The sequence below is a fragment of the Pseudoalteromonas sp. 5Ae-yellow genome (assembly GCF_014077565.1).
Lineage (GTDB): Bacteria > Pseudomonadota > Gammaproteobacteria > Enterobacterales > Alteromonadaceae > Pseudoalteromonas.
Window position 1 is genome coordinate 1 of the sequence record NZ_JACGWD010000095.1, and the last position, 13,976, is coordinate 13,976.

8 protein-coding genes and 2 pseudogenes are annotated in these 13,976 nt (G+C 38.8%); 8 read left to right on the forward strand and 2 right to left on the reverse strand.

Annotation, left to right across the window (positions count from 1 at the left end):
• Positions 1-163: 163 nt before the first annotated feature.
• Positions 164-769 carry a TIGR04211 family SH3 domain-containing protein gene (locus H4J63_RS18215; RefSeq protein ID WP_002958928.1) on the reverse strand — a complete coding sequence of 202 codons (606 nt, stop codon included), beginning with the start codon at positions 767-769 and terminating at the stop codon, positions 164-166.
• A gap of 307 nt (positions 770-1,076) precedes the next feature.
• Between H4J63_RS18215 and H4J63_RS18220 the strand changes: the two genes are divergently transcribed.
• The 4 genes and pseudogenes from H4J63_RS18220 (at position 1,077) to H4J63_RS18235 (ending at position 6,379) form a co-directional block, all read left to right on the forward strand.
• On the forward strand, positions 1,077-2,600 hold the full coding sequence (locus H4J63_RS18220; RefSeq protein ID WP_182197877.1) for a CYTH and CHAD domain-containing protein: 1,524 nt from the start codon (positions 1,077-1,079) through the stop codon (positions 2,598-2,600).
• Positions 2,601-3,264, forward strand: a pseudogene (locus tag H4J63_RS18225) (START domain-containing protein). It begins immediately after the preceding gene.
• A gap of 117 nt (positions 3,265-3,381) precedes the next feature.
• A pseudogene (locus tag H4J63_RS18230) lies at positions 3,382-4,161 on the forward strand (phosphate/phosphite/phosphonate ABC transporter substrate-binding protein).
• The gene (locus H4J63_RS18235) at positions 4,148-6,379 is read left to right on the forward strand and encodes an ATP-binding protein (protein ID WP_182197879.1); all 2,232 of its coding nucleotides are present in this window, start codon (positions 4,148-4,150) and stop codon (positions 6,377-6,379) included. The pseudogene H4J63_RS18230 and the gene H4J63_RS18235 overlap by 14 nt, the downstream one beginning before the upstream one ends.
• 39 nt (positions 6,380-6,418) lie before the next feature.
• On the opposite strand, the gene H4J63_RS18240 is transcribed toward H4J63_RS18235, so the two are convergent.
• Positions 6,419-7,936, reverse strand: a complete 1,518-nt coding sequence (locus H4J63_RS18240) for a S10 family peptidase (RefSeq protein ID WP_182197881.1) — start codon at positions 7,934-7,936, stop codon at positions 6,419-6,421.
• 363 nt (positions 7,937-8,299) lie between these two features.
• On the opposite strand from H4J63_RS18240, the gene H4J63_RS18245 reads away from it, so the two are divergent.
• The 4 genes from H4J63_RS18245 to mrcB all read left to right on the forward strand — a co-directional run bounded on the left by H4J63_RS18245 (position 8,300) and on the right by mrcB (position 13,814).
• On the forward strand, positions 8,300-9,523 hold the full coding sequence (locus H4J63_RS18245) for a diguanylate cyclase domain-containing protein (RefSeq protein ID WP_182197883.1): 1,224 nt from the start codon (positions 8,300-8,302) through the stop codon (positions 9,521-9,523).
• Between the two features lie 220 nt (positions 9,524-9,743).
• Positions 9,744-10,082 carry a P-II family nitrogen regulator gene (locus H4J63_RS18250; RefSeq protein WP_004587162.1) on the forward strand — a complete coding sequence of 113 codons (339 nt, stop codon included), beginning with the start codon at positions 9,744-9,746 and terminating at the stop codon, positions 10,080-10,082.
• A 9-nt stretch (positions 10,083-10,091) separates the two neighbouring features.
• Positions 10,092-11,321, forward strand: coding sequence for an ammonium transporter (locus tag H4J63_RS18255; protein ID WP_024598297.1), 1,230 nt, complete (start codon positions 10,092-10,094; stop codon positions 11,319-11,321).
• Positions 11,322-11,471: 150 nt separating this feature from the next.
• Positions 11,472-13,814 carry a penicillin-binding protein 1B gene (gene mrcB / locus H4J63_RS18260; RefSeq protein WP_182197884.1) on the forward strand — a complete coding sequence of 781 codons (2,343 nt, stop codon included), beginning with the start codon at positions 11,472-11,474 and terminating at the stop codon, positions 13,812-13,814.
• The last annotated feature ends 162 nt before the right edge of the window (positions 13,815-13,976 follow it).

Consider the following 13,976-nt stretch of genomic DNA (forward strand, 5'->3'; position numbering starts at 1 on the left):
ATGCGAGAACGAGTGAAACGTTATATTCTTCCAGAAAAAAGAAAACGGCCCAAAAGTAGGACCGTTCGAATTTCAAAAACTCGGTACACCATTAAGTCAAAGCATGCTTAACTGAATGGTGTTAGCTGTAAAGCGGCTTTTTTGTATTTAGTTGGATGGAGCTTTACGCCCAACCTTCGTAGCGCTTACGACGTGACAGCACTATCGTTAATATAATACCTAAAAACAGGCCTAAAAACGCAATAGCACCACCGTAAGTAAGTAGCTGGCGTTTCTCTTTTGAGCTAGCAGCTTCTTTTTGAGTGCGCTCTTGCTCTAGCGTTGTTTTAAGCTTAGTAATTTGAGCAGATAACTGCAGATTTTGATCTGTTAAAGTTTGGTTTTGTTCTTGTAGCTGTGGAAGTTCTATTTGAGCTTGGCGTAGCTTTTCTTGCATAGTGCTCATTTCGCTACTTAGTGTTTTGTACTGTTGGTGTAAGCCCGCTGTTTTAGTAATAAACTTAGTTTCTATCCAGCCTTCGCGGTCTTTATCATCTTTAATTTTTATAAAGCCGTTTTCTTCATTTGATAACAAGGTTAACTTTGTTCCAGCATCTACAGAGCCGAGTAGTCGATAATTTTTACTCGCCCCAGAGCGCATAAAAGTGTATAGATTATCGATAATATAAGCGGTGTTTGCATTCGTTGAATTTGCAGGTTGTGCTTCTTGTGCATAACTCATGAAAGTGGTGGCTGTTAAAAGTAGCCCTAATAAACAATGTTTTAGCATTTATCTACCTTGTTGATCTAACTGCGTCCGTTATGAACGTGATTTTTATTTCACATAAGTAGTTAGATAGTATGGATTAAATAGATCAATAGCAAGACTGATATTGTAACCCAGTACGGTAACGCAGGAGTAGTTATCGAGTCCACTAGGTTACAAGCCTCACGCTGTGATTAAATTGCTCCTAGATAGAACGAATTTTAATCCGCAAAGGTCATCAAGCCCTAAAATAAGGTTAAAAAATTTGCATTGTTAAGGCGCTTTGTTTATTTTGAGCACTTATTTATTTTAAAGGTAATCCGCAAACCGAATGGATACTGAGATAGAACTGAAATTTTTGGTATCAGATGCCGTTATTCCACTGATCCCCTCGTTAATTACTCAATTTGCAAAAACGGTGAAGAATAAACCGTCTCGCAGCTTACAAAATGCATACTACGACACGCCAAGCCGAGAGCTTAGAGCGCTTGATATAGGGTTTAGAACGCGTTGTTCTGACAGCGAATGTGAGCAAACTATAAAGCTTGCCGGTGAAGTTGTAGGTGGCCTACACCAACGCCCTGAGTACAATTTACCAATTGAATCAAGTCGCCCTAATTTAATGGCGTTTAATGCTGACATTTGGCCTCATGGTATGCAAATAAGCGCAATCTCAAAAAACTTGTATCCAATTTTCAGTACTAACTTTATTCGTCGTACTTGGTTAATTGAAACCGAAAGTGGCGCTAAAATTGAAGTCGTACTCGATAAAGGTGAAATTGCGGCTTCGGGTAAAATTGAAATTATTAGCGAGCTTGAAATTGAGCTTGTTGAGGGCAGTCGTAATGAGTTGTTTGCGTTTGCAGATGTACTGGTTAGCCAAAACTGTATTCGTTTAGGATTATACTCTAAGGCTGCGCGTGGTTATCGCCTTGCTGATGAAAAACCTTTAAGACCAAGCAAATCTATTGGTTTTGTTCAATTACCAAAGTCGACTACCCAAGAACGTGCTTTAGTTGAAGCCATGAATTTTGGCATTCGCTTTGTGCAAAAGCACGAGCAATGCTATTTCGATAAGCCAAGTTTAAAAACGCTTAAACGCGTAACTGACGGCATTAGCCTAATACGCCATACTTTTTGGTTGTATGACGATATAGTATCCAAAGAAAGTACAGAGCATTTACGTACAGAGCTTAAATGGTTATTAAGTGAATTAGCGTGGGTAGAAAACGCGATTCAATTAAAAACGTACACGTCTAAACGCCATGCTTTTTATAAAAAAATTAATGCAGCTCCAGCACTTACTCAAGTCATTGGTGATTTAAAAGAGTTACAGCCAAGCATTGACGATATAAATGCACTGTTTCATAGTGCGCGTTATAATCGTTTGTTACTGTCGTTAACTACGTGGTTAATTGATAAACAGTGGCGTAAAGATTGGGGGCAAATAGAGCTTCAAGCGGCTGAGCAAAACGTGTCGTCGATTGCGAGTAGGCTTTTTAATAAAGACTGGAAAAACCTGCACGAATTACTCCCTAAAGAACAAACACTCGATGTCGCTTCGTATTTAAACCTGCGCACTCAACTTGAAAATAGTTTACTGAGCGGTAACTGCTTAGGATCGTTATTTGATAAAGAAGAACGCCTAGAGTTTAGGTTGCCTTGGCTTGATATTTCTCATGGTATTTATGAGTTAAGTACGCTTGAATATTTAAAGCAGCTATGTGCAGGGCAAGAAGACGAACAGCTTGCTAAAATCCAATCATGGCTTGAGCAAAAGTCTGAATATTTGGTGAGTGCCATGGAGCAAAGTCGCCTTGCTTCATTTGATATAGAACCTTACTGGCAAAAATAAATGATGCACTTTTGTAATAAAATTCAGTTGCAAAAGTGCTTATTCGTTATTCTTTTATTAGTTAGTTTTAACACTTACGCTGAGCCAACATGGCATTTGTATAAAAAAAAATGGCGTAAGTGTGTATTATCAAAGCCACAGTGATAATACCTTTGAAGTGAAAGCGCAGATGAGCGTGAAAGGTGTATCCACCAATGAGTTTTTAGAGTTACTTAGCGATACCGATGCCGCACCCCAATGGCTCGAAAATGTATCTCAGGTAGAGGTTATTCAGCACATAAGCCCATCAGAAAATTTAGTGTACAGTTATTTTAATTCTCCTTGGCCTGTTAGAGATAGGGATAGCATTACTCATTCTTGTTATTCACAGTTAACTGCAAATAAAAGCCAATTGCTTATTAATGCGCGCCCTAATGAGCTGCCCCAAAATGATGGTGTTATAAGAATTACTACTTTAAATGCTCGCTGGCTACTTAGTGAGGACAAAGGCCGCCTTGATATTGAATACCAAGTATATGCTTTGCCAGATGGGTCAATACCTACTTGGCTAAGCAATAAGGTCGGATTGAAAAGTACTTACAACACATTTATGAATTTGCACCAAATGCTCACACATAAAAAATACACACCAAAACTACCTGTAATCAAAGCCGGTCAGTGCTAAATATCGAATATATAATAATTTTATGGTGTGTTGAGTAGTCTTTAACTACGCTTAAACAATAATGACACGCTATTATTTGGAGAATTGATGAAGTATTTAGTGGCTATATTATGTTTTATGCACAGTTCACTCTTATTTGCTCAAGAATATACCTTTGGTGTAGTGCCGCAATATGAGCCGCAAAAGCTAAATGCTATTTGGCAACCTTTGTTAAAGCAAGTAAGTAAGCAAACAGGAGTAACAATAAAGCTAATTACAGTTGAGTCTATTCCTGTATTTGAAAAAGCCTTTGCTAATGGCGAGTACGACTTTGCATACATGAACCCATGGCACAGTGTTGTAGCATATGAAAAATAGGGGTATTTGCCACTAATAAAAGATGCAGGGCGAAAGCTGCAAGGTATTTTGCTTGTAAATAAAAATAGTGGTATTGATAATTTAAGCCAACTAGAGGGCGCCGAAATAGCATTCCCTGCACCTAATGCATTAGGTGCGTCATTATTAATGAGAGCCGACTTAGCGTTGTTGTATGGGCTAACAATAAAGCCTGTATATGTTCAAACCCACCCTTCGGTATATTTAAATGTAGCACTGCATTCAACAATGGCGGGCGGTGGTGTAATGGGCACCTTTAAACAACAACCAGAAAGCTTGCAAAATAAGCTTAAAATTCTTTATAAAACGCGTGAAATTAGTCGCCATCCAATTGTAGCCCACCCAAGGGTTGACCCTACAATACAGTTAAAAGTGCAACAAGCTATTTTAGATATTGGGCAAAGCGCAGAGCATAAACATTTGCTTGCAGGTATCCCAATTATTAAACCTAGTATTGCAACTTTAGCAGAGTATCAGCAGTTAACTCAGTGGGGCTTGCGCTCATTTTATGTTGAAAATTAGAGGGTTTCGTAGTTTAAGGGCGCAAAGCTTTATTGTTGTATTGCTTTGTGGCTTGCTTATGGCCTGTCTTTTTATGTTTTACGCATTACCTGAACAAGCGCGTTGGGTAAACGATGGGCTTTCAAAGGCTGCTCAGCGTTCTTTAGCGCAGCTATCGACTTCTATAACGACTCCGTTGTTAACTAGGCAGTATGCAGAGCTATATGAAGAAATAGACAGCCAACTCCAAACTCGCCCTAACTGGAAAAGTATTAAAATTGTTGATGTTGATTCAAAAAACCAATTATACCCGCTTGAAAATTGGGTTGGAGCAAATGGAAACGGCGACATGTTGTTATCTCAGCAGGTGGTGTTTTTAGATAAACCGCTGGCTAATATTAGCTTGGTTGTTAATTTTACAAATGAAATAAACGAATCTTCAAAACTTCATTACACCTTAATATATATACAATTTATTATTTTAGTTATCGTTTTTATAGGTTTAGCTTGGCTGGTGGATTACAGGGTTACATCGCCTTTGAGGACGTTAAAAGGGGGGTTTTCACGTTTAGCCAAAGGTGACTTTGACTGCCACATAGATAAACAACAACAAAACGAAGTGGGCAGTGTAATAAGTGCATTTAATAACATGGTTGATGAGGTTGCTAATAACCATCAAAAATTAAATGTATTACGAATTCAAGCTGAGTCAGCAAGTAAAGCAAAGTCAGATTTTATGGCCAGTATGAGCCACGAATTAAGAACCCCATTAAATGCAATTTTAGGCTTAGCCCAGCTGTATGGATATGATGAGAGTGCTAATAAAGTACAAAAAGAAAACGCGAAAAGTATTTATCAAGCTGGAGAACATTTACTATTACTTATAGACGATGTACTTGATTTAACGGCTATTGAGTCGGGTAATATGCAGTTTAGTTTTTCTTATGTGCCTATTAAAAGCATATTAGAGGAGTCAGTAGAGCTCGTCACTGAGCTTGTTAAAGGGCAATCAATAACACTGCATACCCAAGGTTTCGAGTCCTTAGAAGGGTTGAGTATTTACATTGATCAGCGCCGCTTTAAACAAGTGATGCTTAACTTGCTTTCAAATGCGATTAAATACAACAAACCAAATGGCAGCATTAATATAAATTGCCGGGTGTTAAGTAATAAACAATGCGAAATAGATGTAACAGACACCGGATGTGGATTTGCTCCAGATGACATTTCTCGCTTATTTAAACCTTTTGACAGTTTAGGAGCTGAAACAAGTAAAGTGAACGGTACGGGTATTGGTTTAGTGATAACTAAGCAGCTGGTAGAGCGTATGCAGGGTTCTTTAAGCGCGCAAAGTGAGCAGCACAAAGGTTCTTGTTTTACACTAAACTTTAACAGCTTTGAGCAAACTGACTTGCCAGCACAAGTGCAAGTACCTCAAATGATACTGCAAAGCTTAGATACAGTAACTCTTCCTACGCTTGAGGTTTTAGTGGCAGAAGATCAGGTTACAAATCAGCAAGTATTAAAACAGCAATTAACCATGCTTGGAGTGTGTTCTACTTTTGTAAGTAATGGGGAACAAGCCTGGGAAACTCTGCAAAATAAGCACTTTTATATTTTGTTAACCGACATTCAAATGCCTTTACTCGATGGGTTAGGGTTAGCCAAAAAAATACGCGAAAACACTCATTTTGATAAACTTATTATAATTGCAATTACGGCCAACATTACCAAAAACAATATAGATAATTGTTATGATTGTGGAATGAACGGCTTTTTAACCAAGCCCATTGAGCTTGTTAAATTAAAGTCGTTATTGATGGAGCACTCTCAAACAATGGTTAGTACATGTTCAGATAAATCTGATAGTGAAAATATAGCTTCAGATAGTTTTGATCAACTAGATATCACGTTATTAAAAGCAATGCTTGGTGATGATCCTACTGTGCACTGCATGGTGTTTAATGCGTTTTTACAAACGGCAGGGGAGCAAATTAAATTAGCTAATGCGTATGCTAAGAGTAAAAATTATGTTGATTTGGCTTTTCAGGCCCATGCCTTAAAGTCGTCGTCAAAATCGGTAGGGGCTATTAAACTGGCTGATATATGCCAGCAGATCGAAACGTATGCAGAAAATGAATCTATTGATAACAATGAAATGCAAAGTCTCGAGACCTGCTTTAACGATGTAGTAACGCAACTTAAAAGCTATTGTTTACGATATGAAAAACGCATATAAAAAATGGCTCATAAAGAGCCATTTTATGTTTAAAATATTTTAGTATTTAGCCGCTTCCCCTTTCTTAGGTAAAGCGTCCTGTATAAAGTCACGTAAATCGTTATTAGAGCTTTCTAAGTCAGCGTGGCGAAGGTACATCATATGCCCACTTCTGTAGCCTTTAAAGCTCAAACGGTCTTTCATTTTACCGCTTGGGTCTAATTGCCATAACGTATATTTAGCGTCAAAGTAATTGGTTGCACCATCAAAGTATCCTGATTGAATCATCACGTTTAAGTAAGGGTTTTGCGCCATTGCCAAACGTAGATTTTCGCCCGTATTATTACCGGTTCTATCCCATGGGTGAACATTACCAAATAAATTATATTTTACATCTGTTTTATAATTTAGCTCTTCACGTAAGTAGTGATTAATTGCAGGAGTGAAAGAGTGTAACCAAGAGGTAAGTTCAGCCCAGTAGTCTGGGGATTCACCCGCGCCTCGTTTATCTATTCCTAAATAACGAGAATCTAAGCGACCCACAGTTTGACCACGTTCACGTAGTAGCTCTTTCCAGAAAAATTGAGTTGGAATATCTAAGTTATTTTGTTCAACAAACTTTTCTGATAAGCCAGCGTAGTGTGCCATTTTTGTAATTATTCGACGTTTTTCTTCAGCATTAATAAAGCCACCCTTAGCAAGCGCAGGGATTAACTCGTTTACAGTAAATTCTTCAACTTCAGGTAATAACTCATCTAGATCTTTAGCTTGTAAATCGGCTTTAAGTGCTTTGTGATACCAAGCAGTCGCTGCAAAGTAAGGTAGGCGGTTAGCGGCTTTAATCGGGCCGTCGCGCTTAATACCAATATCAGTGGGTGATACGAGAACAACACCGTTTATGTACATCCATTGACTATTTTGAAGCTCATGAGCAAGGCCCGATACACGTGTTGTACCGTAGCTTTCACCAATTAAAAATTTAGGCGAGCGCCAGCGCTGGGCTCTATTTACAAAAGTATTTAACCACTCAGCAAGGTATTTAATATCGGCATTAACACCAAAAAATAACTCTTTTTGTTTTGCTTTGGAAGGCAGTTCGCCTTTTTCGTTTTCAAGTACGCGAGAATAGCCAGTATTTACCGGGTTTACGTAAACAATATCGGCAATATCAAGTACAGAATATGGGTTGTCTTTTACGCCATAAGGTTGAATTGGATAGCCTTCGTCATCAATTTTTAATACGCGAGGGCCAGTATAAGCAAGATGCATCCATACAGAAGCCGAACCCGGCCCGCCATTAAATGAAATAAGTAATGGGCGAGCTGTCCTGTCGTCAACTTTGTCACGTGTGTAGTAGGTGTATTGTAGTGTAGCAACCGCGTCGCCTTTATCATCCCATACAGGTTGTGTGCCTGTAGCTACGGTATAACTAAAACGCTGGCCATTAATTTTAGCCTTATGTTGGGTAACCACTTTGCTGTCTACATCAATACGACGTTGGTTATCGGCAAGCGTGCTTGTACTAATTATTAATGCAATAACGGTTATCGGTAAACTGATAATACGACTAAGCTTCATTAGGTGCCCTTATTATTGTTGATACATCATTAAAGATAAAAATGAGTTAAATAACAAAAGTATTGAGACTAGTGGCCGATAATACTGGTTAAGTAAGGTATTAATACATTGAAAGGCGCGTATTAATCGCTTTTATAGTTATTTTGGATTTACTTTCTTTATTTAGTTAATTGCAAAATTCAGGTATATTGCGGCCTACTTGTATTGATTTTTTATACAGGCTATCACCAAAAAATCTAACGGATTACGCTTTCAAGCACATAAGTGCACTCTACACCGGATGTTTATGACTAATACTATTGCAGTAATTGCGTGGTATTTGTCGTTTTGTGGTAAAACTAATTAAAGGTAAAGAGAAGCTTTATGCAAAGAGTACTAGTGGTTGAAGACAGTAAAGTAGTGCAGCAGGTACTTCGCCACTTAACTGCACAATACCTTGATGTAGCAATTGATTTTGCTTGGTCTTTAGCTGAATGTGCCACTTACGTAGAAAAATACGACTACACGCTTGCGTTAGTTGATTTAACTTTGCCAGATGCTCCTCACGGTGAAGTCGCAAAATATACTTTATCTAAAAAGATTCCTACGGTTGTTTTAACCTCAAAAATAGATGAGTACAAGCGCCAACAAATGCTTGAATTGGGCGTAGTTGATTATGTTATTAAAGATAATCGCGATTCTTACCATTATGCCGTTAAGCTCGTTGCGCAATTACTCAGAAATCAAGGCTGTAAAGCACTAATAGCAGATGACTCATTACTAAGTCGCTCGTTAATGAAGCAAATGCTAGAAAAGCAATTGTTTGATGTAACAGATGCCCACGATGGACAACAAGCACTCGAAATATTAAAAGCTAATCCTGATATAAAGCTACTTATGACCGACTACGCTATGCCCTCTATGGATGGCTTTGAACTAGTCAAAGCGGTACGTAATTTTAGAGGCCGAGACGACTTAGCAATTATTGGCTTGTCGGGCGCGGGAAAGCATGGCCTATCAGCACGGTTTATTAAATACGGTGCCAATGACTTTTTAACAAAGCCATTTATGAATGAAGAGTTTCATTGTCGAGTACTTCAAACAATGGAGCAACTGTCGTTAATTTCAGATATTAAAGAAAGCGCACATAGGGATCATTTAACAGGGCTTCATAACCGACGTTACTTTTATCAATATGCAGAAAAGCTCCTTAAAAGTAAAAACCAGAAAAATACTTTGGCATTGCTTGATATCGATTTTTTCAAAAACATTAACGATACATTAGGCCATGAAGGCGGCGATCAGGCTTTAAAGCAGGTTGGTTCATTAATCCGTACTACGTTTTCAAAGTTTACGGTTGCACGGGTTGGCGGAGAAGAGTTTGCCATAATATTACCTGAAATAGAGCTAGAACGCGGTCGTGAATACTTTGAAGCGTTTAGGAAAAAGATGGCTAGTTACGATTTTTCTATTAGCGATAAATCAATTAAAATTACCACGAGTATAGGCTTGGCTGACTTTCAAGACACTAGCTTAACGCAGGCAATGCGTGTTGCTGACAAAGCATTATACGAAGCTAAAAACCAAGGCAGAAACTGCGTGGTATAACCCTTCTTAAACAAAGCTAGGTACGTGATAAATATATAGAGATATAGCACGCACCAATGTAGCTGACTTGTTAAATTAACGCACCTAATTGGTGCGTTTTTTTTGATCTTGAGTTTGTTTTTTTTACTAAGTGGCTGTTTTTAATTGATATAAAATAGTGGCACAAAGGTTGGATTGTTTAACCCAATAGGATAACAATAAAGAGTCCGAGGGGGCCGCTATGAAAATGATTAGTGCAATCATAAAACCATTTAAATTAGACGACGTGCGTGAAGCACTCGCTGATTTAGGAATTGAGGGGATGACAGTAGTTGATGTTAAAGGTTTTGGACGTCAACGAGGTCATACTGAGTTATATCGTGGTGCAGAATACCAAGTAGATTTTATTCCTAAGATCAAACTTGAAATTGCAACTCGTACTGAAAATTGTCAACGCGTTGTTGAAGCAATCACTAAAATTGCATCAACAGGTAAAATTGGTGACGGTAAAATTTTCGTGTACGACTTGGATCAAATTGTTCGTATCCGTACTGGCGAACTTGACGAAGAAGCAATTTAAGGGGGTCTCATGGAAAATACAATAATAGAACTAAAGTTTTCACTCGATACCTTCTATTTTTTAATATCAGGTATATTAGTAATGTGGATGGCAGCAGGTTTTGCCATGCTAGAGGCGGGCTTAGTTCGCTCTAAAAACACAGCTGAAATTTTAACTAAAAATGTCGCGCTATATTCAATTGCATGTACGATGTTTTTATTAGTTGGCTACAACATTATGTATGTAGACAACGCCGAAGGTGGTTTTATTCCTTCAATAGGCGCTTTAATTGGTACACAAGCTGCCGATGCTGACCATTCTTTAGAATCTGACTTTTTCTTCCAAGTAGTATTTGTTGCAACCGCTATGTCAATTGTATCGGGTGCTGTTGCTGAGCGTATGAAACTGTGGGCTTTCCTAGGTTTTGCTGTAGTACTAACTGGTTTTATTTACCCTATTGAAGGTTACTGGACATGGGGTGGTGGTTTCTTATCTGAAATGGGCTTTGTTGATTTTGCAGGTTCTGCAATTGTGCATGGCGCAGGTGCAGCCGCTGCACTAGCTGGTGTATTAATCTTAGGTGCTCGTAAAGGTAAATATGGTAAGAACGGTGAAATATACCCAATTCCAGGTTCAAACTTACCACTTGCTACACTAGGTACATTTATTTTGTGGATGGGTTGGTTTGGCTTTAACGGTGGTTCTCAATTACTACTTTCGGATAAAGAAAACGCAACTGCAGTAGGCCAAATATTACTTAACACCAATGCAGCAGCTGCAATGGGTGCTATTGCAGCACTATTTGTATGTAAAGTACTTTGGGGTAAATCAGATTTAACAATGGTATTAAATGGTGCGTTAGCTGGCTTAGTTGTTATTACAGCAGACCCTTTATCACCATCACCATTAATGGCATGTCTACTTGGTCTACTTGGTGGTGCACTTGTTATATTTAGTATCATAGCACTTGATAAAGTTAAGATTGACGATCCAGTGGGTGCTATCTCTGTTCATGGTACGTGTGGCGCATTAGGTATTATGTTAGTACCGCTAACCAATGGTGATGCAAGCTTTGTTAATCAGTTAATTGGTTTAGTGTGTATTCTTGCCTTTGTATTTGTAGCATCATTTATTGTTTGGACTGTGCTTAATAAAACAATGGGTATACGAGTAACTGAAGAGGAAGAACTAAACGGTATGGATCAACACGATTGTGGTATTGAAGCCTACCCAGAGTTTGTTTCTGTTCGAAATAGCTAATAGTTTATTTAAATAATAGTGTGTTTACACAAAGCCCTACTTCGGTAGGGCTTTTTTTGTTTCAGGGGGGGTTAACTTTTCGGATGTTAGGATATGCCCAATATGCTAAGCTCACACTCGTGAATAACCCTTGGAATAAATTACACTTAAATGGCCGACAATAAAAAAACACCTACCAGCAAACCTGCAGCTAAACGTGCTAGTAAATCGTCAAGCACGACAAAAAAAAGCACATCAAAGGGCAGTAAAAAAACAGTGAATCCCACTGTTAAACGCTCTTTTATGAGAAAAACATGGTCAGTGTTTTGGAAACTAAGCTTGGCTGTTTTTATTGCAATGGCAATGTATTTCATTTATTTAGATTCAAAAACTACACGTATATTTGAAGGTAATAAATGGCAACTTCCAGCGCAAGTGTATGCTCGTTCTATGGAGTTCTATCCGGGGCAATTTTTATCAAGCCAAGAAGTTGTGTTTGAGTTAGAGCGTCTACATTATTCATCTGTTAATAGATTAAGCAGAACAGGGCAGTTTGTTAAAACAGCAGATAGCATCAAGATTTATCGCCGTGATTTTGAATTTTATGATGGCCTTGAAGAATCACATATTATTGAACTTCGTTTTGCAGGGCAAAAAGTTGCGACTATTAAAGATAAGTTCGGCAGGCGTTTAAACTCTGCTCGCCTAGAACCTGTGCAAATAGCGCGAATTGGCAACGACTCTAAACAAGATAGAGAATTTGTACCGCTAGATAAGTTCCCAGCCATGCTTAAAGATACGCTACTGGTAGTTGAAGACCGTGATTTTTATGATCACCATGGTGTGTCGGTGTTTTCTATTTTACGTGCGCTTTATTCAAATATTAAAGCGGGACGCACCGTTCAAGGTGGCAGTACGCTTACTCAGCAATTAGCTAAAAATATTTACCTCACGCGTGAGCGTTCTTTAGTACGAAAAATAAATGAGGCCTTTATTGCCCTTATTTTAGATTATCGCTATTCAAAAGATCAGATATTAGAAGCTTACTTAAATGAGGTATACCTAGGGCAGTCATACAACCAAGGTATCCATGGTATGGGGCTTGCTTCTGACTTTTACTTTTCAAAGCCTGTAGACGAGCTTGAGTACGATCAAATTGCTCTGCTGGTGGCAATGGTTAAAGGCCCATCTTATTACAACCCACGTCGTTATAAAGAGCGCACAATGGAGCGCAGGGACTTAGTGCTGCGTCTAATGGTCGAAAATAAGTTACTTAGCACAAAAGAGTACCGTGCATCGCTTAATCGCCCAATTGATATTGCGCCAATGAAAGCCAGTCTACAAAAATCATACCCAGGCTATTTAGAGCTAGTAAACAGAGAGCTAAATGAATTATTACCTGATCAGCAAACACTTGATGCAGGCGTAAGAGTATTTACTTATTTTGACTTGCAAAAGCAAACAGCAATGGAAGAGTCGATTGAAAAGAGTTTACCGTACTTGGAAAATCGCCCTAGAACTGAAAAACTAGAAGCAGCCATGATCTCTGTTAATGTAGAAAAAGGCGGTGTTTCTGCACTTATTGCTGGTCGCGATGTTCGATATTCAGGATTTAACCGTGTTTTAGACACAAAACGTAATATAGGCTCGCTTGTAAAACCTGCCGTGTATTTAACCGCACTGCAATTGCCACATTATAATTTAGCTACTTTGCTTGATGACTCGCCAGTACAGGTTACAAATGAGCAGGGAAAAGTGTGGCAACCAGAAAATTTTGATCATCAATACCGTGGTGCAATACCTCTTTATAAAGCATTTAGTAACAGTATTAATATTCCAGCGGTTAATTTAGGCCTCGATGTAGGTGTTGATAAAGTCGCGAATACACTAAAAGGATTAGGCGCTAAAGGGGCGATAAACGAATACCCATCGTTGCTTTTAGGGGCTGTTGAAATGTCGAGTTTTGAAGTTGCTCAGCTTTATACGACAATTGCTGCAGATGGCGAATATAAAAAGCTTACTGCAATTTCGGCATTAACTGACTCGGTTGGTAAAGTACTTTATAAGCATAAAGTAAATGCAGAGCCTCGTTTTGATAAATCTGCAATGTATATGACTAAATACGCGATGAAACGCGTAACGAAAGACGGCACTGCTAAACGCTTAAATTTACACTTCCCATCAATCCAACTTGCAGGCAAAACTGGCACTAGTAACGATTTACGTGATAGTTGGTTTGCAGGCTTTGATCAAAATACAGTGACTGTTGCGTGGCTTGGTCGAGACGACAACAAAAGCACGGGGTTAACAGGCAGCGTAGGCGCATTAGAAGCGTATATTCGTTACTTAAAGCCACTTAACCCACAAGCAATAGCTGATACGCGTCCACCATCAATACGCTGGGCATTTGTAAATGAGCAAACGGGTAAGCAGGCACCACCAGGATGTGGCAAGGTGATTCAGCTACCGCTTAGAGCGAGTGAGTTCGAGCCAAGACCACAATGTATTCGTTAATTTAAGATTACTTTAAACAACAAAGCCGCTTATTTAGCTGTCTCTTGATCACAAGTCTGACTCAAGAGATTTTGCTAAATCGTAGCCTTCCAGAATGGCTTGTAACTTAAGCCATCCTTGCCATAACACTTTCACAGATGCACGCCCTGTGCGCTTGGTATC